Origin of the sequence: Candidatus Sysuiplasma acidicola (assembly GCA_019721035.1) — an archaeon.
Lineage (GTDB): Archaea > Thermoplasmatota > Thermoplasmata > Sysuiplasmatales > Sysuiplasmataceae > Sysuiplasma > Sysuiplasma acidicola.
The window spans coordinates 173296-191745 of sequence record JAHEAA010000001.1; the positions used below are offsets into that span (position 1 = coordinate 173296).

General features: G+C 51.3%; 18 protein-coding genes and 1 tRNA gene. 7 read left to right on the forward strand and 12 right to left on the reverse strand.

Translation table 11 applies throughout. The features are described from left to right. Position 1 precedes the first annotated feature (1 nt). From moaC to KIS30_00830, 3 genes are read right to left on the reverse strand one after another with little or no spacing between them, the layout of a single operon-like run. Positions 2-475 (reverse strand): cyclic pyranopterin monophosphate synthase MoaC, encoded by a 474-nt coding sequence (gene moaC / locus KIS30_00820; protein MBX8645292.1) that lies wholly within the window; start codon positions 473-475, stop codon positions 2-4. After that, positions 427-864, reverse strand: coding sequence for a molybdenum cofactor biosynthesis protein MoaE (locus tag KIS30_00825; GenBank protein ID MBX8645293.1), 438 nt, complete (start codon positions 862-864; stop codon positions 427-429). The genes moaC and KIS30_00825 overlap by 49 nt, the downstream gene beginning before the upstream one ends. Next, a complete protein-coding gene (locus tag KIS30_00830) occupies positions 855-1115 on the reverse strand; it encodes a MoaD/ThiS family protein (protein MBX8645294.1) in 261 nt (86 codons plus the stop codon). Before KIS30_00830 ends, KIS30_00825 begins: the two co-directional genes overlap by 10 nt. An 89-nt stretch (positions 1116-1204) precedes the next feature. Here KIS30_00830 and KIS30_00835 point away from each other — a divergent pair, with 89 nt between their 5' ends. The 5 genes from KIS30_00835 to arsB all read left to right on the forward strand — a co-directional run bounded on the left by KIS30_00835 (position 1205) and on the right by arsB (position 6185). Beyond that, on the forward strand, positions 1205-2089 hold the full coding sequence (locus KIS30_00835) for a dihydrodipicolinate synthase family protein (protein ID MBX8645295.1): 885 nt from the start codon (positions 1205-1207) through the stop codon (positions 2087-2089). A 192-nt stretch (positions 2090-2281) separates the two neighbouring features. After that, a complete protein-coding gene (purC, locus tag KIS30_00840; protein MBX8645296.1) occupies positions 2282-3187 on the forward strand; it encodes a phosphoribosylaminoimidazolesuccinocarboxamide synthase in 906 nt (301 codons plus the stop codon). A gap of 33 nt (positions 3188-3220) precedes the next feature. Next, positions 3221-4123, forward strand: a complete 903-nt coding sequence (locus KIS30_00845; GenBank protein ID MBX8645297.1) for an NAD-dependent epimerase/dehydratase family protein — start codon at positions 3221-3223, stop codon at positions 4121-4123. 100 nt (positions 4124-4223) lie between these two features. Next, positions 4224-4634: a winged helix-turn-helix domain-containing protein gene (locus tag KIS30_00850; GenBank protein ID MBX8645298.1), complete on the forward strand. Its 411-nt coding sequence runs from the start codon at positions 4224-4226 to the stop codon at positions 4632-4634. Positions 4635-4895: 261 nt separating this feature from the next. Beyond that, positions 4896-6185 carry an arsenical efflux pump membrane protein ArsB gene (gene arsB / locus KIS30_00855; protein ID MBX8645299.1) on the forward strand — a complete coding sequence of 430 codons (1290 nt, stop codon included), beginning with the start codon at positions 4896-4898 and terminating at the stop codon, positions 6183-6185. 201 nt (positions 6186-6386) lie between these two features. Here arsB and KIS30_00860 read toward each other — a convergent pair. Next, positions 6387-6461 (reverse strand) — tRNA-Arg (locus tag KIS30_00860). Between the two features lie 33 nt (positions 6462-6494). Next, positions 6495-7334: a peptidylprolyl isomerase gene (locus tag KIS30_00865; GenBank protein ID MBX8645300.1), complete on the reverse strand. Its 840-nt coding sequence runs from the start codon at positions 7332-7334 to the stop codon at positions 6495-6497. A gap of 180 nt (positions 7335-7514) precedes the next feature. On the opposite strand from KIS30_00865, the gene KIS30_00870 reads away from it, so the two are divergent. Beyond that, positions 7515-8657, forward strand: a complete 1143-nt coding sequence (locus tag KIS30_00870; GenBank protein ID MBX8645301.1) for a hypothetical protein — start codon at positions 7515-7517, stop codon at positions 8655-8657. A 78-nt stretch (positions 8658-8735) separates the two neighbouring features. Continuing rightward, positions 8736-10247: a hypothetical protein gene (locus KIS30_00875; protein MBX8645302.1), complete on the forward strand. Its 1512-nt coding sequence runs from the start codon at positions 8736-8738 to the stop codon at positions 10245-10247. On the opposite strand, the gene KIS30_00880 is transcribed toward KIS30_00875, so the two are convergent. The 7 genes from KIS30_00880 to KIS30_00910 form a co-directional block, all read right to left on the reverse strand. Then, positions 10248-10607, reverse strand: coding sequence for a thioredoxin family protein (locus KIS30_00880; GenBank protein MBX8645303.1), 360 nt, complete (start codon positions 10605-10607; stop codon positions 10248-10250). Beyond that, on the reverse strand, positions 10577-11056 hold the full coding sequence (locus KIS30_00885; protein MBX8645304.1) for a hypothetical protein: 480 nt from the start codon (positions 11054-11056) through the stop codon (positions 10577-10579). The genes KIS30_00880 and KIS30_00885 overlap by 31 nt, the downstream gene beginning before the upstream one ends. A 50-nt stretch (positions 11057-11106) precedes the next feature. After that, on the reverse strand, positions 11107-12303 hold the full coding sequence (locus tag KIS30_00890; GenBank protein MBX8645305.1) for an aminotransferase class I/II-fold pyridoxal phosphate-dependent enzyme: 1197 nt from the start codon (positions 12301-12303) through the stop codon (positions 11107-11109). Between the two features lie 46 nt (positions 12304-12349). Next, positions 12350-14593, reverse strand: a complete 2244-nt coding sequence (locus KIS30_00895; GenBank protein MBX8645306.1) for a tetratricopeptide repeat protein — start codon at positions 14591-14593, stop codon at positions 12350-12352. After that, positions 14590-16389: a hypothetical protein gene (locus KIS30_00900; GenBank protein ID MBX8645307.1), complete on the reverse strand. Its 1800-nt coding sequence runs from the start codon at positions 16387-16389 to the stop codon at positions 14590-14592. Before KIS30_00900 ends, KIS30_00895 begins: the two co-directional genes overlap by 4 nt. Positions 16390-16520: 131 nt before the next feature. Then, on the reverse strand, positions 16521-18056 hold the full coding sequence (locus KIS30_00905) for a tRNA uridine(34) 5-carboxymethylaminomethyl modification radical SAM/GNAT enzyme Elp3 (protein MBX8645308.1): 1536 nt from the start codon (positions 18054-18056) through the stop codon (positions 16521-16523). Between the two features lie 78 nt (positions 18057-18134). Further along, positions 18135-18450, reverse strand: a 316-nt coding sequence (locus KIS30_00910) for a transposase (GenBank protein ID MBX8645309.1), incomplete at its 5' end; no start/stop codon positions are given.

Genomic DNA, 18450 nt, shown 5'->3' on the forward strand with positions numbered 1-18450 from the left:
CCTACCGACCCCTGTACTTGTTCAGCACCCTTATTTCCGCAATTGACGTAACAGGGTACTGCCCGGATGCGTCTTTTTCGCTTGATTTCACCATATCCCAGACTGTCAGCAGCGCAACGGAGACCCCGGTCAACGCTTCCATTTCCACACCTGTTTTCCAGTGTGCGGCAACTTCGCATCTCGCAGTAACAGTATCGGTTCCGGCCCTGAGTCGTACGCGCACGTAATCGAGCGGTATGTTATGACAGAGCGGAATGAGTTCGTGCGTCTTCTTGGCCGCTCCCACTCCGGCAATTTCGGCAGCAGGAAAAGGATTACCTTTCTTTCCTGCGCCTCTCTTCAACAGCATCATGCTCCGTCTGGTAAGACGGATCGTGCCTTCCGCAACTGCTTTTCTCGGCACTACGGCTTTTTCCGAAATGTCTATCATTTCTGTTTCCGAGATTCCTTCCTCTGCAACTCTTCTGATTGCCATCGAGTCACTTCTCCTATGTCCTTTTTCCAGATGGGAACCGTCGTCTTCAGCCTGTCTATTATCTCCTCGCAGGCCCGGAAGCCGTCCTTCCTCCTCTCCGACGAAACGGCCACGGAGACGCTGATATCTCCTGCCGGGACGTCTCCTGTCCTGTGTATCACAACTGCATCTCTGATATCGAATTTCTTCATAACATCTGCAGCAATTACAGTAATCATCCGTTCGGCCATTCCTGGATAATGCTCGTAATGAAGCGAAGAGATTGTCCTACCTCCTTCTGTAGGCCTTACTATCCCAGAAAATGTCACAGTTGAACCACATCCGCTTTTGTCAAGCTTTTCCAGAGCATCCGCCTCTGAAATCTGAGATGCTCTTATTTCTACAAACATAATCCACCACTAACCGGCGGCATTGCCGCAACGATGTCACCCTGTCGGATCTGAGTTTCGTCAGTCGCGATCTCTTCATTCACTGCAAAGAGTGCGCTACCGACATATGGTGAAAGGGCGCTGTACTGGCGGCCAATGGTCTTTCTGAGTTCGCCAACGGTCAGACATTCGGCGTCCTTAACTTCCAGCCGTATGGCCCCGGAAAGCATAATTTCCCGGTATTGGGCGAATAGCATGACTTCCAGATGCACATTTACTCAGAAAACCGTACCTGTTTATCAATATTGACAGTCTACCGCAAACAGAATTATATGGCAAATGTGTACGGTTTCTGATTACAATGAGCGGCAGTTATTCGGGCGTGTTTGTGGCGATGGTCACACCATTCGATGAAAAAGGAGAACTGGATGAAACAGCACTGGCCTCCCTTCTCGACTTTCTTATAAGCAAGAAAGTGAACGGCATATATGCCGGTGGAACGACAGGGGAGGGACTCCTGATGACCGTAAGCCAGAGAAAGCGGCTCACCGAGATATGCCATGAGAGATGTAATGGAAATGTCAGGCTGATCGTCCATGTCGGCGACAATTCCATAGAAAACGTCAGAGAACTGGCATCGCATGCCAGAGACACTGGTGCGGATGCTATTGCTGCCGTACCCGGCAGCTATTACAAACCCGATGAGGACGCTGTCAGGCACTACTACTCTCTGGTGTCCTCATTTACAGATCTTCCGCTTTTCATTTACCACATACCTCCAATTACCGGAGTGCAGATAAAGCCGGAAACTGTTGTGGAGATGATGGAAGAACATTCGAGCATTATGGGCATAAAAGACAGCAGCGGAGATTTCAGAAATCTGCTGCAGCTCATTAATATGAAACCGAAGGACAAGATTATATTCTGCGGTTCAGATGATTTCTTTCTCGCCGGCCTAGTTTCAGGAATGGACGGTTGCGTGAGCGGATACTCGAATCCATTCCCCGAGAGCTATGTTCACCTGTACAAGCTGTTCAGAGAGGGCGGTCTGGCAAAAGCGTCGGTGATCCAGTCAAGAATCTCTGAAATGAGGAGTCTCCTGACTACCCCGCCCATTCAACCCATCAAAGAAGCATTGAAGCTAAGAGGAATTAATGCCGGATTCGTCAAACCTCCTCTGAGACGATTGACAGAGAGGGAGATACAGAAACTGAAAAAGAACCTGAGGACAGGGGGCGCAGCCTGAACGCACGCAGTACGCCTTCGTTTCGTCGTCTGAATCCTTCTGGCGTAACTTCAGCTTCATGCATCCCTGACGGCATCACAGATGTGTACGTCCGGCGCCGATTCTCAACGCATCGCTCGCTAGAGCAATAGTTAAGAACCACTAATTTTATGGTCGCATCTGAACGAAGTTCATACATTCCCGGTGATATCATTGAAATTACTCAGAAAAGGAAAAGTCAAAGAGGTGTACGAGGCTGGCGCTGATGGACTCGAATTCGTTTTCACAGATCAGATTTCAGTGTTCGACAAGATCATTTCAAATAGCATTCCTCACAAGGGCGATGCTCTGTGCAGGACAGGCGCATTCTGGTTCCAGATTGCCAAGACGATGGGTATAAGGACACATTTCATGGAACTTGTGGCATCCAACCGCATGCGTGTAAAGCGCGTGGACGTCATAAGCGATTACTCCAAAATTAACAGCACGACCCGCAATTATCTGATACCTCTGGAATTCGTTATGCGGCATTATGTTGCAGGCAGCCTTATGGACAGGTTGGCGAGCGGTGAAGTTAAACCGGAGGACATAGGTTTCAAGCCGGGGCACAAGCCAAAATACGGGGAGAAGCTCAATAAACCGTTTTTTGAAGTCACGACAAAGCTCGAACCTGTCGACAGGCATCTGACAATCAGCGAAGCTCTCTCCATTTCAGGTCTCTCGGACCGCGATATGAATGAGATCCGCTCGATCATAGAGAGGATAGACAGCCGCATCCAGGATGAGGTTAGCAACAGGGGACTGATTCATGTCGACGGCAAGAAGGAGTTCGCACTGGATAAGGACAGACAGGTCATGCTGGTTGACACGTTCGGCACATCCGATGAGGACAGATGGTGGGATGCCGATGCATATTCACAGGGCAGAATCGAGGAACTGAGCAAGGAATTCGTCAGGCAGTATTACAGGAAGACGGGTTATTACGAAATGCTGGAGTCTGCAAGAAAGAAGGGAGAAACTGAGCCACCAATACCTCCCCTTCCGGAAGATATGGTGAAGAGGACATCTGACCTTTACGTGAGCATGTTTGAACGGATAACCGGCGAATCGTTCAGCTAAAGCGTCCAAAAAGGAGGTGAAAAAACGAAGGTATTGGTCACAGGTGTTTCCGGTCTCATAGGTGCGAGAATCGCTGTTGCATGCAGGAAACGTGGATGGAGCGTCAGCGGCATAGACATAAAGGATGCGGAAGACAGCGATATAGACTTCCACAAAGGCAGCATAATGGACACTCAGCTGCTCAGAAAAGCGATGAGGGGCTGCGATTTCGTCTTTCATGAAGCTGCCGCTTCTTCGTCACCAATGTTTTATCCGGATCCTGCTCCCGGTGTCGAGATCAATGTGAACGGCAGCATGAATGTGTTCGCCGCCGCTCATCACGAAAATGTTGCGAAAGTCGTGGCGGCCTCCACTTCCAGTATATATGGAAATCTGCCTCTTCCTTCAAATGAAAATCAGCTTATTCCGTCCACGCCAAATATGTATGCTGCATCCAAACTCGGAATGGAGGCGCTCGGGTCCTCCTACTCGAGAGTTACCGGCCTGCCGGTCGTGTTTCTGAGGTACTTCAGCGTTTACGGTCTCGGAGAGAGAAAGAAGGGCAAGATCGCAAATATGCTGTCACAGTTTCTGTGGGATGCTCTTGAGCTGGACGGAAAGGGGAGGAAGCCGGTGATATATGGAGACGGCAGCCAGACGAGGGATCTGATTTTTGCCGACGATATAGCGGAGGCAAATGTGCGTGCGGCACTCTCCGGTGCGAAGAGCGGTTTATATAACGTGGGAACCGGGAAGGAGACATCACTCAACGAGTTGCTTGTTTTGATATCCGAAGTTGTGGGAAGGGACATTCAGGCCGAATACGTCGAAAATCCTATCAGCAATTACATCAACAGGACGCTCGCAGACACCACAAAGTGCAGGAAGGACATAGGTTTCGAAGCATCTGTTTCTGTAACGGACGGCATAAAAGCCATCGTGAATGAACTCCGGTAGATCCGCTTCATCTGATACAGTTGTTTTCAATATTATTGTTTGTATCCCTTACATCAATATATTCAAATATATTTATGTAATGCAACGCCTGTGGTTGGTTGTGAAGGAAAGACACGGAAAAACTGAAAACACCCTTAGACGGCTTTCTGACGAGGGTCTGTGCAGTGTTGCCGAACTCGGCAGGACCAGAAAATATGCCGTGAAACTTCGCTCTGGAAAGAGTGCAGCAGTGATTTCAGACGTGGCAGGAAAGTTAGCCGCTCTGGGCGATCCGAACAGATTGATGCTCGTGATGCTGATACGCAGGAAGGAGATGTGCGTGTGCGAAGTGACTCAGGCTGTCGGTCTGACTCAGCCAATGGCATCCTATCAACTCGGTTTGCTCGAGAGGACAGGAATCGTCAGGCGGAGAAAGATTGGTAAATGGGCATTTTTCAGTATAGATGACATCCAATTTGTTGATGATGTTCTGAAAAAAGTGAAGGTACCCGGTGCCGGAAAAGACGTGTGAACTTCTCAAATTGCAAAGTTTATCGTTTCTGTGGGTTGGAAGATATGACTGCGTGGAAATTCTTCGAAAGATGGCGCTTTTCTGATTTGGCGTTTTCATCTTCGGCCCCCGCAGTGTCGAATCCTTTGTCCTATTCGGCCGTACCGTACCGAGAGCGTGTTATGCTGTGTCTCAGCCTGAAGTGTGTTTCCATTTCTACGCCGAGTGCAGAATCTGTCACCTTGCGTCCGCACAAACCATTGGGATGGAGTGTGCGCTGAAATGAACGACATTTTGTTCGCCGAGGCTTCGCTGTTATTCACCTCTGTTCTTGTTCTGGTTCTCCTCAAGCCCCGGAACATAGGTATCGGATACTGGGCTGTCGCAGGTGGCGTGATAAGCGTCGTCCTGGGGTTGACTACACTTCCCGATCTAATTATTGTCTGGAATATTGTCTGGAATGCAACCTTTACATTTGTCTCGGTCATAGTGATAACGCTGGTATTCGACGAAGCAGGTCTCTTCGAGTACATCGCTATACGCATCGCACGATATTCCGCAGGCAGTTCCATGCATCTCTTCCTGCTCGTTATGCTGCTTACTGCTGCAGTCTCGGCCCTTTTTGCCAACGATGGGGCAGCGCTTGTTCTGACGCCAATCGTAATTGCCATGGCAGGGAAGATTGGGCTGGACAGAAAGGGAACGCTGGCATTTGTCATGGCTGTGGGTTTTGTCTCCGACACAGGCAGCATTCCTCTCGTTGTCAGCAATCTAGTCAATATTGTTTCGGCAAGCTATTTTCACATAACATTTATAAATTATGCAATTGCGATGCTCGTACCTGATGTCGTGTCTGTCACAGCGAGCATATTGCTCATAATGTTCTTCTACAGAAGGAACATACAGCCCCTCTACAACCACGCGGATCTTCCAGATCCTTCACTGTCTGTGCGAGACCCTGTTGTCTTCTGTCTGTCCATTCCCATAATCATTCTGCTTGTTATCGCTTATTCAGCCGGCGGATTCTTCAATGTGCCTGTAGCAGCTGTAGCGGTTCCGTTCGCCGCGGCGGTGCTGCTCATAGCAAAAAGGGGAAAGAGGATTGACACGCGAAAAATACTGCGGGAGGCGCCATGGCAGATTGTGCTTTTCTCGTTTGGAATGTATGTTGTTGTTTTCGGCCTCGGCAGAGCGGGCCTGACACAGCTTGTTTCATCCGCAGTTTCCGCCACCCTTGTGTTCGGCGGACCGGTGCCGATGATATTCTCCGGTTTCCTCTTCTCTTTTATGGCGGCTGTAATGAACAACATGCCTTCCGTAATGATCGGGAATCTCGCGCTTGTCCACGTGACAGGAGGCAGATCGCTGGTTTATGCCAATGTCATAGGGAATGACATTGGACCGAAGTTTACACCTATCGGTTCCCTTGCAACGATGCTCTGGCTTTACACGCTTGACAGGAAAAATAGCATAAGAATCAGGCCCTTGTATTACGTGAGGGTGGGTCTCACCATCGCAGTGCCGGTTCTGTTTGTGACGCTTCTGTCTGCATACCTTATGACACTGATATGAGGCACGTCCGTTCGCTCTATGCATTAAAGCGCCCATCCTGATGGTTCGAATACATCTTGGACGCGTATCGCTGAAGAGCACGCAAGGCTATACTCACGTTACCCGGGTCGAAATGGCCAGTGGGGTGAGGGATAGGCTGAATTATGCCTTTCGACTCGAAGAAGGAGCCGAAGAAATTGGTAGACGCGCACCTGAACGGAGCGGGCGTGGAGGGATTCGAACCCTCGACCACTTGCTTAGGAGGCAAGTGCCATATCCTGACTAGGCCACACGCCCGTTGGAGGGGCGTGGCCCCTCATTCCCACAGTCTTATTGTTTTTCCACGCCTGTTGATTCATTTCCTTTTGCACTGTCAGTCGTCTCATCTGTAATTTCTTCAGGTGCCTTCTCTGCCTTTGCTTCCGGCACAGCTGCTACCGGCGGAGCCGGTTTTACATACTTCTCCACAAACTCGACTTCCTTCAATCCTATTGTTTCATAGGCTTCGGCAACTATCCTGAGTTTAGCATTGACCCATCTGGGGTCGAGTCTGCACGAATCAGGAAGGACTACTACCGCTCTGTCGCCATCTATTTTAATGTCGAAACCGGAACTGGTGCCATAGTACATTTCCGCAATTGCTTTGAACTTCTCCAGAGGTTCTTCGATCTTGGCGAGGACCCTGTATCTGTACTTCAGCGTGTGTCCAGCGAGAGGATTGTTGAAATCGACCCTGACACGACCTACAGTCACCTGCGTTATTCTTCCCACCCTGTCTCCAATCCTCACATCGACGCCAACTTTTGGCTCAACATTCATCCTTTCGAATTCCCTGACCGAATAGAGCTTTACAAGATTCTGGTCCCTGCTTCCAGCCCCTTCTTCCGGCTTTATCAGCAACTCCACTTCCTGTCCTACCGACGCGGCGCTCATCGATTTTTCGAGTCCTGGAAAGAATCTGTTCTTGCCCACAATCTCAAAAACAGGGCCGTAAACAGTCTTGTCATCGTAAATTTCCTCTTTCTGCGCATTCTCCTTGCTGGTAGTCTGGAATAACTTACCAGTTTCGTTTATCCAAGCATCAAGTTCTATCTGAACAATGTCGCCCGGGCTTATGCGTTTCGAATTATCAGCTTCAGTATCTGCTTTTATCTGGGCGTCTTCTGCCATTCTTTATCACCGGCCGTAATGTGATGGGATTACAGGTGCTGTTTTTAAACCTTTTTGATTGCCCGTCCAGAGCTCCAGACGCCTCCAAGCACGTTTTCAGCCGCTGAAACGCGCGTCTTTCCCAGTGCGTTCGAAGAGTGTCAAATAACATATTTAAGAGTGGATGCGGCTTTTTTTCAGGTGATCGGCATGGGAATAACACACAGAATACTTGCAGCGTCCATTGTTGCGTTTGTACTGGTGTCCGGTACCTCTGTGGCACTGGGGGCGAGCCAGCAGGGCGGCATACACGATAACGGCATGCCCACTGTAACCAGCCATGACAACTCAATAATCGTGTCGAACAGCAAGATGATCGTTCAATTCCAGGGATTCAAGCCAATGCTGCACATATTCTACCGGAACAACAGCAACACCACGGGTTTCACAGTCGACGTCCGCGGGGTCTATGAATTAAACAGCAGCGGTACGCCTGTTGCAGTGCTTTCTACCGTCAGGGCCTTTCCGGATTTCGGTGAAATGAACGGGACTGGCATATTCAACTACAGCAGCGGAGTTTCAATAACATATGATAACGCCTCAAAAATGGTCAACATAACCTTCACTCTGACTTCGGAAGAGTTCTCGCTGGGTCAGATGAATGCAAGCAGAACATTCTTTGGACAGCAGGAACAGAGGACAGGCGACAGCGGTTTAATGCAGCCGATGAGAGCTGTTGGTCCCGGAAGCATTGCAGTGACATTTCATATAAACGAGTCCACGGCGCATGTGAAGTTCGATCTCTCTGTCAACAAATGGACATGGTTAAACAACACGGGTGACAAACTTGCCCTGGTCGTGGCAGTAACGGGTCACCGGACAATTGAGGACAACCGGGGCGATGCTCCCACTTCCACGGGCATTAATGTCGGCGACCGTGGCAATGACAGCTACAGGAGCGCAGATTACTCACAGGCACGAGAGGACAATATATCTGTCATGCAGGGAAGTTTCCTGAAACTTGGTTTCGTCTCTTGGGGCTCCACTGCAAATGCAACATACAGCAACCACACAACAACCCCTGTGAATGTGACCGTGAAAATGTTCAGTCACGGGATTGAAGACGCCGGCATGGCTCACATATGGTTTGTTTTCAACACACCGGCCGGCTGGAACACCAACTACACTAAACTGTCCTACGACCCGGTCGTGGGGCTGAGCGAAACAGCATCTGTATTACCTTCCCCGGGCAGCGTTGCGGGCAGCGTTGCTGCTGCCGGCCTTATAGTCCTCGCGGCTGCCGTTGGAACTGGTGCTATAATTCTCAGGAGATTCCGTCACTGAGCTGCCTCAGATCCGAAGAAACCTCTTATTAAACGCCTTTCCAAATGTTTTTCACGTTACCACTGCTTGACTGCCTGCGTGATTTCGGAAAGATTAAGTTGTACTCAGCTTGTTCGTGCTCCCGGTGAGTCGACGACAAACGAACTGAAGGGGCTGGACGCGATGCTGTCCTCAGACCCGCTGCTGCTCTCGGAACTGGTGATATATGTCTACTACCAGTACAGGCAGCAGCTTTCAGACAAAGAACTGCTGTCTGCAATAGACCACATCCTGGACGGCACATACCAGACTCTTGACGACAACACACTGGAGAAAAATCTGGGAAACAACCTGCTTGGTGACGCAGCCAGGAAGAACTCATTCTCAGCGGACGAAGCAGTTGCAGCGCTCAAATCGCTGGGACAAACGGTTGACCGGGCGGCAGCCTCCGGTCATGAATACCTTGCCGATATGGTGATGCGGAACTACAAGTCATTCCTGCCCCTTCTCATGACGAGCTATTCCGACATGCTTGCGTCCAACAGAACGTTTGCTTCCATACACAACCATTTCGAAGCACAGAGTGAAATATACAGGGCATCCTGTTATATGATACCCGGCACAGGGGAACGTGCAGAGGAGAGATTTGGCACCATCTATTCGTCCCCTGTATACACGGCAATGATGCAGGATTCCGAACTCAGAAACATGGAGTTTCTGCAGTGGTACTGCACCATGTTCGTGATACCCGCAGTCGGGATGCTTCCCCCGGACTGGTACATGGCAACATTCGGCAGGCTGCTCAGCGACAGGGTCAGACCGGTTTTCAAAAACGTCGTTTCACAGAGAAATTCTGTTTTCACTATTCCGAGATTCCAGAAAAACAGAGCCACATTCGTGGACGTTGTATCCGGCGAGGAATTCGATGTCAGGGTTCCGAAGGCGCTTGATATTCCTTCTGGCCCAATGATTGAGGCGACACTGATACGCAATGCTTCTGCATATGATATCAACAGCATGCTCAAACTCCTGCCCGAATCTGATGCTTCCGAAATCACGCAGGACATAAAGCGCAGAAGGGAGGCCATGTCCGTCGTCGTGAGCAGATTTGCGGCCGTACACGGTCACGCCGTCATGTACAGCAGAATGGCCGATGCCGTGTCCGCGTACAACTCTTTCGTATCAGAAGTGGAGTATCCGGGCAAGGAGGAGATGGGCGTCCCTCTACTCCTCAACGGCGACGCGTTCGGCGCATATCCGGATTACAGGGCAGCTTTGCTCTGCGAAGAGAATAACTTTTACATTTCATTACACTACCCTCTCCTGATAGATGTTATGGAAGGGTCGATGCACGGAAAGGATGCCGCCGAAGTCGTCGAGATGGCATTCGAGAATCAGATTGCCGTCCCGTTCACTTCGCTCAAGAGGCTGTTTTTCACTGACGGCGCGAGGCTTCTTTCGGCGTTGCGTGTTGCATATTCGAACATCGACTCGACATCAGAAATGGGGGCATTCATACAGCGTTCCAGAGGACACACGTTCCTCTACTCCCCGGTGCCGCTCTTTTCCGGGCTCAGGAACATTACCGATATTTACGTGCGCCGTGACTGACTAACGCGCCCTGAGTACTCTGTAGAACTTGCTTCCATGGAGTCTTTCGACTGCGCTGCGCGTGTATTCAACACCTTCGGAAAAACCAGTCATGACGTGCACAATCCTGCCGTCATCAAATTCGAAGAACACCTGAGGTATCAGATAATCCTCTGCCCAGTCGCCGTATTTCCTGACAAGGCCGTCCGCCCTTTCCTCCGCTACGTCGATGTCTATGAGCTCAAGCTCTGCACCAAGTTCAGCCGCGTACTGTTTCATCGGCTCCGTAGTCGTCGGAACACAGTGTGGACACCAGTTTGCGTATACGACGCTTATGCGTTTAACGCCCGTCACAGACTGCCACCTTCCTCGTGACTGCATCCTGCGCAAACTGAATGAGCGGAATTGAGGGACTGCGTGAACAATGTGCCGCACGAAGTGCATCTGAAAAGTGCCGTTCTGGCAGGATCATCGGACTTTGTTCTCCTGTAATATTGTGTCCAGTAGGCCTCTCTGAGAATGACGTCAGGTGCAGCATCCTCTTCAAGCCCCATCTCCCATGGATGTCTCGTCGCCACCCTGATATCCTCCTCCCTGATATCCATCGCTCCCTTAACCGCTTTCGAAACAAACGATTTGAGCGACTCTGCACACGAATCTTTGCTGTACATTACTATGCGCGAAACGTAACCGGTACTGCATGAAAAGCAAGCGATACGTCCGCCTTCCCCGTCTATCATGTGATGCCGAGCTTCGCTTTTGCAGTGTCCATAGCACGGTGTGCTTCCTGAGAGCCTGCTGCCGATTGCCTCATCAATGCCAGATCCCATACAATACGCCAAGGCCGCTCTCTGAAATATATGTTGTGATTTTTTAAGACTCACGGTCGTACGGCGAGCGCCATCTCCAGACCGTCCATCGCTTTCTCAAGCGTTTCCATCGGCGGAAGGAATACCGAACGGAAGTGCATATTGCCGTACTGCCTGTCGAAGCCAGACCCGTGCACGAGCAGCACATGTCCTTCGCGCAGCACATGCAGCACGAACTCAAGATCGCTTTTCCAGCGTCCTTTCTCAATTTTCGGAAACAGATAGAATGCACCATCTGGCGATGTAACAGACAGATTATCCATTGCGTTTATTCTACGTACGGCGTAATCCCTCCTCTCCTTGAGTGCCCTGACCATCTTCTGGACGTGCGTCTGCGGACCTTCAAGCGCCGCGATCATTGCCCGCTGTGCGGGATTGCTTGCGCAGAGCCTTGCTCTCACTTCCCGCAGGAATGCCTCCTTAAGATCAGTCAGTTTCCCTCCCGCATCCCTGAAGATTACGTATCCTACTCTCCATCCGGTGACCAGATAGCTCTTGGAAAAACCGTTGAGTGTGATAACCGGCACATCTTTGGATACGGTTGCAGGCGAGACATGCTCAACGCCGTATGTCAGCATATCATAAATTTCGTCGGATATGAGCGGCAGGTCATGTTCTGCCGCCATGTCGCATATTGCCTTCATGTCTGACGCGCTGTACACTGCGCCTGTCGGGTTGTTCGGGCTGACAGTGAGTATCGCCCTGGTCTTCGGCGTGATCTTGGCCCTCATGTCTTCCACGTCCGGTCTCCATCCTTCTTCCTCAATAGTCCTGTAGGCGACAGGAACGCCGCCGAAAAATCCCGTCACTGACGAATATGGAGGATACGTGGGTCCGGGAACCAGCAATTCGTCCCCGGCTTCTACGAGCGCACCAAGAAGCAGCTGTATGCCCTCCGTAATGCCGGTAGTGACAATTATATCTTCTATTTCTGCCTGTTTGCCGTTCTTCCTCCTCTCCCTTGACGCAATCGCCCCGCGGAGCTGTACGTCTCCTTCGGAATCGCCGTAACCGTTGTAACCATCCAGCACGGCATCGAACATCGCCCTCTTTATGTGCTCGGGCGTGTCAAAGTCGAATGCATCCGGATCACCAATATTCATCCTGATGACATCGATACCCTTCTTCTCAAGCTCCCGTGCCGGGAGCACGACATCCCTTATGGCATATTCCATGCGCGCTGCTCTTGCCGCAGGCCTGACCTTCATGAATCACCAGAAACGGATGATGGATAAAAATATGACCTGCTGAAGTTCAGTGTCTCAGTACCCTCTCAATATGCCTGAGATTCCGTTTTGCTTCTCTGTGTCTCCCGTCAATGGAAAGCGCCTCCTCAAACCGTTTTTTCGCCTCGTTGTTCTTTCCGGCATGAGCCAGCGCAACGCCCAGGACATTCAGTGCATCGGCATCCCTCCCCATCGCGGCCGCACGCGTCAGTTCGCCGATTGCCTCCTCCGTTTTGCCGTTCTCCAGAAACATATAACCCAGATTGAACGGATGCTGCCACATGCGCGCCGGTTCGCGGGAAAGCAACTCTGAAGCAAGCGCCCGGTCCCCCCTCAGGTAAAGTGCCACCGCCCTGTTTATCCCGCCGGCAGCGCTCCTCTCCTGGAGCGTAGTGTAGTGGTTCACGGCTTCTCCAGTTCCCTCTCTCATCATGATGAGCGCGCCTGCGTTATTGTCACCAGCAGACGTGCTATTCCCCTCCCGTACGGAGAGCAGCCTCATGGCTTTTCCGGTCCTTCCGTCCATGGCCAGCAGCGCTGCACGAAGATCCAGCCCAATAGGGCCGTCAAGTTCCTCAACCAGTGTCTTGGCGTCATCAAATGCGTAACGCTCAATGAGTGACGAAAGCAGCCGGCAGGCAGCTTCCCTGTCATTGCCTTCCGCTATGATTTTTCTGCCAAGTTCTGCCGAGCGTGAAAAATCACCCTTCTCGAATGCCCGCCCTTCCGCAATCTTCATGATGCCCGTGTCCGGCCGATATCCATCCCGCCGCATAATCCTGTCCAGAAGAATGTCTATGGCACCGTTTGCCTGCTGCGTTCCTATTGCCTGTAGCAGACGCAGTGCATCATAAATTGCTTCTGGTGAGCGAAACTCTTTTTCGACAATGTCGGCAATCTGCTCAGCATCCAGCACACTCCTCACGGCGACAGAATCATGCGCGCGCGGCTGCTCGGTCAGGTGAGATGCAATGACCGCCGCCACGCCTCTTTCCTGCTTTTTTTCAGGTTCAGTCCATGCTTCCTGTATTGACTGAACAGTCTGCGGAGGAACCGCTGCTACATCTGTCTTCTGTGCTTCGTCGAACTGCTTCAGTGCGATCCTGTTTCCAGGATCCAACTTCAGTGCACGTTCAGCGTAAGCGCCCGCTTCCTTCCTCCTGCCCTTTCTGTTGTAAAGGGCGGCAATGACTCCAAGGACATCCGCCTCTTCTCTGATGGCATTATATCGTTCAAGGTAATCCAGAGCCGCATCGCTTCCCATTTCCGCCAATATCAGGCCCTTGAGCCTGATCGCTCTTTCGTCGGAAGGGTTGGCTGAGAGAATGGCATCCAGCGCATCCAGTGCCTTGGCCGTGTCGTGCAGGTTATAGTGTGCCAGCGAAAGGTTTCGAAGTATTCCGGGGTCTCTACCAAACTTCGATATTGCAGCCTCGTAAGCAACGACCGCTTCGGCAAGTCTCCCGGATTGCTGCAGCGCCGCTCCTCTGTTCTGCAGCGCAGTCCTGTGCGAGGGATTCAATTTAAGTATCCTGTCGTAACATTCGAGTTCGCCAGTATAATCTCCAAGACGGTACAGCGCTTCGGCTCTGCCTGCCAGATTCTCCGTATTTGTCGGACCGTAACGGACCGCTTCAGAAAAGGCAGCCGCAGCATCAGCCGTCTTCCCCTTCTTGAGAAGTATGTTGCCACGGAGTCTGTGAAGCTCGTCTGCACCAGGCCTGATCGTCAGGAGAAGATTTACAGTGCTTGCGGCCTCGTCCAAATCACCGGCATCGTATCTCTGTCTGGCATATCTCAGCATGTCGCTGTATCTTCTCTTCTCCTCAATCAGTCCGGGCGACATTCTTTCTGGAGCGTTCATGTTCTGCAGCTCATCATTGAATACGGACGTTCTGGATGCCATCCTGGTAAAGTCATCGCCTGTGACGACCGCCATTACGTTTCCATTGCCGGCTTCCATCGCGATGTGCTCGTGTGAAAGTATGATCACGACACCGCCTGCCTTCTCAATCGCCTTTGCTGCTGCGGATACGCCCCGTCCTCCAGCGCTCACCCCGGGCAGCGTGCAGAGTGCCGTGCATTCCCTCCCTTTCACCGTTCCCTTCAGCAGAAGCATTTCCTTTGAAAGCTCCCTGCCAGAAATCTTCATGCCGAGTTTTTCTGCGAGCATCGAGCAAAGTTCGGAGTATTTGTCAAATGTCAGGCTGTCCAGTACTATCTTCCCTTTTTCAAGCGCATTTCCGGATTTGCCCGGAGACATCGTGCTCATTGTACTGCACCTCCTGTGCTGAGAAGCGAAGCGAAGTATTTCCTGTCTTTTCTCTTTCCTAGCTTCGCTGATATCGAAATGCCTGCCCTGACGATCTTCACATCTTCGCTGTCCTCGCGGGCCGCTTCCTTCAGCAATTGAATCGCATATTCCCTCTTCCCCATTGCCTCCAGAATGGACGCCCTCACTCTTGCCACGGAGGGCCAGAGTTCCACTGCATTTTTCAGAAGTTCCTCGGACTCAGTATTCCTGCCATTTGCCGAAAGGAGCAATGCCTTTCTCACAGTTGATGTAACGTTCAGTCCGTTGAGCTGAAGTGATCGGTCGTAAGCCTCCATCGCGCTGTCATCTGTACCCTTCTGCTCCATCGCCATCCCATAGTCTGCCCACATTGCGTCAGTCCAGTCGTGTTCAGGCAGCACTGAGAGGCACTGTATGGCTGCGCCCCACATGTCAAGCTGCAGGTAAATCCTCGAAAGAAGTTCGGCTCCCGCAGCCATATTCTTCACCTTCCCTCTCTGCTCATCGAGTTCATCGGCCCCGTCTGTAAGCCCGTACTGTCTGCAGATGTTCATCTTCAGCAGAAACGCCGCTGATGAGCCAGTCTGCTCCATCTCATCATCTGCGAGCTGTATGGCAGAGCCCCATTTCCCGTTCTTCCACGCAAATACCGCCTGCGCGAGGCGACTCAGTCCTTCTGCATTGTGCCGGGGGGCCAGTTCGTTGATAAGTTTCAGCCTTTCCGGATCGTTCATTTTCAGGGCAAGGAGTATCGCTGTTTCGAAGTCTTTCCCGTCTTTGCTTCCGCGTTGCAGCAACTCAAACGAGTCTTTGAACGCGTCCCGGGACTCTCCAATCAGCATGCTTACTGCGATTCTCTTCCGCATTCTGTCAAATTCATCGCTCTTCATCTGCCGGTCTGGTGCATTCTGCACTGGCTTCCCGATTACCGAATCACTGCCGAGTGTCGCTATATTTTTCCCCTCCCCGGCAAGCTTAAGCCTCTGTACTTTTTCTTCAAGACTCTCTATTTTTTCTCTGAGTTCGGTTATTCTGTTCAGTGCCGTTATGGTAATCGCATCGGTCTCATGCTCAACGGCGGTACCGGCGGGGACGACCATTCTCAGTTCTGCAATCTGCTGTTCCATGGCCCTTATCCGTAATCTTAGAGCGTCAGTATCCTGTCCGGCTTTCCGCGGCTCCTGCCGGACATCACTGTCAGATTCCGGCGCATCTTCCGGTCCGGGCACTAGCGGATAGACTTTTCTCTCATCCCCTTCACCGCCTCCCCTGCGCAGCCAGTAATCTGCTCTCTCCTTCAGGACCCTCCTCCTTTCATAAATAAAGTCTGCCGGAGCAAACGGCAGAGTGAAACTCTTCAGTGCCTCGTAGTACAGCGATGCAAGCGAATTGCATAGTGATCTGTCGCATTCCTCAGGAAACAACTCGTCATATCTTTCAAGCTTGACTAGTGAACGCGCCACGTGGGAGTAACGTGGCAGCTGAACATTATCGCCTCTGCTGTATTCGTCCATCACCTCGTGCATTAGGCGCCTGGCTGTTCTGTATCCTTCTACAGTTTCAGGCAGTTCCGCTATGCGCTCGTCCATAGTTTCCCCGCCGAGTGTCATGTGGAACTGTCCGTCATCGAGAACGGAGACAAGTTCAGCTTTACTCCTTAACCTGAAATACCCTTCCCTGTCAGAGAACCACTCCTCCCTGATGTGGGATATGGCGCATGGGCCGCATATGGCCTCCCCGTCAGTAAGTTCTGTTCCGCACACCAGACAGATCATGTATTTCACACACCGTGCAATCAGTTTCGGCAGATGCCTTTGTACACTGTGCAGTACACTGAATGATAAGATGCAATCCCTTTAATAATGTTAGAGCTGTAATTCTGCACCGCAGCAGCCCGGAGCGTGTGTCACAGCCTTCTGGATAGATAGTACGAGTCGCTCTGATAACCCATCTTTCTGTAGTATTCTCTGACACCGACGCCGCTCGTTACTCTCATTATGCCGTATCCTGCAGCCCTGGCCATTTCCTCTGCCTCATTCACCAGCCTTGTCCCGTATCCTCGGTGCTGCCAATCCTTCGCAGATTCTTCTCCCACCGGCACGACCCTACCGAACACTTTCAATTCCCTTATGTACGCCGGGCCGTCGGAAGGCAGGCGCAATCTGAGATAACCAACAATGGCATCGCCGCATTCAAACGAAATAAATTCCTCCTTACCGCCGCTTGCATCGTAACCCAGCACTTTCAACTCCAGATCCTCTGCCCTTATCTCCGACTCATCAATACCGAGATGTCCTACCTCCCTGCACCTGATGCATCCACACCTCCATCCGTTCCTCTCCATTTCCTCTTTCACGAGCTCCCTCAGATTGCTCTTCTTCACGCCGAAACTTATCATCGGCGCAGGTATGTCTCTCTGTATTCTCTGTATGCGGACGTAATGAGGTATGTCCCTCTTGACTTCGGCAAGCAGCTTTACCGCTTTTTCGAGCGTATATTCCTGATACAGTCCCTTCCTGTGCATTTCGAAGAGCGGCGTCCCCTCGATTATCAGCGTCGGGTAGATCTTGAGCATGTCCGGTCTGAAACGTTCGTCACTGAACAGGCGCCTGAAATTCTGGAGTTCCATCTCATCTGTCATGCCCGGAAGTCCGGGCATCATGTGGTAACCAACCTTCAGCCCCGCGTCCTTTGCCCTTCTCGTCGCATCGGCGACGCTCAGCACGTCATGCGCTCTGTTTGCCCTTTTGAGCACATCGTCATACAGGCACTGAACGCCAAGTTCGACTCTTGTCGCTCCCATCCTCATTGAAAAATCTATCTGTCTGCTGCTCAACTGATCGGGTCTGGTTTCCACAGTCATGCCTATGCATCTGTTCGTCCCGCACTCGTTGAGTCTGTGAGCCTCCTCGATGCCTGTGGAATCGAAACCGTTCATAGCGTCGAATGCCCTGCGGACAAACCATTCCTGATATTCTTCCGTTCTGGCGGTGAAGGTACCACCCATTATGATGAGATCTATTTTGTTTGTCGAATGCCCGATAGCGTTGAGCTGTTCAATCCTGGCAGAGGTCTGTCTATACGGATCGAAATCATTCATTGCTGCCCTTCTGGCAGCCGGCTCCTTTCCCGTGTAGGCCTGCGAGGAGTTGTTGCTGACGCCTCCCGGGCAGTAAACACATGTGCCATGGGGGCAGTTGTAAGGCGAAGTCATTATGGCTATTGCGGCTATGCCGCTTATCGTCCTTGACGGCTTCAGCCTGACGATCGGAAGAACCTTCGCAATGGCGTCCGGAGGGGTCCTGCTGAGTATCTCCGAATTTGCAGGAATGTCGTTCATGCTGTACTTTCTGCAGAGCTGGACCTTTCTCCTCTCTAATTCTGTGGCATCTACGATCCTGTCAGTCTTGATTTCCTCTATCAGTTCGCTGTAGTAATCCACACTGTACAATCATGCGCCAGAGTATAATAAAACTTTGATGAGCTATTCTCCTTTGGATTGAGAATGGATTATTTTGCACTACTGTCGGCATGTATGGATTGAGGGTAGCGGCAGCCGGGAGTGCACCATCGCATTCCGTATCCTCTCCGGATTCCTCTTCAGCCTGCTCATGACACCCTTCACTCTGGCTTTCATCTCTTCTACTGTATCGGGACACCAGTTCGAGAGTTCCTGATACTTGAGTACATTCCATATCTGCTCGTCCGGGTTGAGTTCTGGCGCATATGCAGGGAATCTCCTTGTGTAGAGTCGTTTCCTGTTTTCATAGAGAAACTGTTTCACGTCGACACGTCTGTGGGGACCGCCGTTGTCCCACAGCAGCACTATGTTGCCG

Coding starts and splice junctions, on each gene's coding strand:
- KIS30_00895 (MBX8645306.1), bottom strand. CDS start 14,593: ATGAGCACGATGTCTCCGGGCAAATCCGGAAATGCGCTTGAAAAAGGG.
- KIS30_00900 (MBX8645307.1), bottom strand. CDS start 16,389: ATGATCTGTCTGGTGTGCGGAACAGAACTTACTGACGGGGAGGCCATA.
- KIS30_00835 (MBX8645295.1), top strand. CDS start 1,205: ATGAGCGGCAGTTATTCGGGCGTGTTTGTGGCGATGGTCACACCATTC.
- arsB (MBX8645299.1), top strand. CDS start 4,896: ATGAACGACATTTTGTTCGCCGAGGCTTCGCTGTTATTCACCTCTGTT.
- KIS30_00865 (MBX8645300.1), bottom strand. CDS start 7,334: ATGGCAGAAGACGCCCAGATAAAAGCAGATACTGAAGCTGATAATTCG.
- KIS30_00880 (MBX8645303.1), bottom strand. CDS start 10,607: ATGCAGTCACGAGGAAGGTGGCAGTCTGTGACGGGCGTTAAACGCATA.
- KIS30_00890 (MBX8645305.1), bottom strand. CDS start 12,303: ATGAAGGTCAGGCCTGCGGCAAGAGCAGCGCGCATGGAATATGCCATA.
- moaC (MBX8645292.1), bottom strand. CDS start 475: ATGGCAATCAGAAGAGTTGCAGAGGAAGGAATCTCGGAAACAGAAATG.
- KIS30_00885 (MBX8645304.1), bottom strand. CDS start 11,056: ATGGGATCTGGCATTGATGAGGCAATCGGCAGCAGGCTCTCAGGAAGC.
- KIS30_00825 (MBX8645293.1), bottom strand. CDS start 864: ATGTTTGTAGAAATAAGAGCATCTCAGATTTCAGAGGCGGATGCTCTG.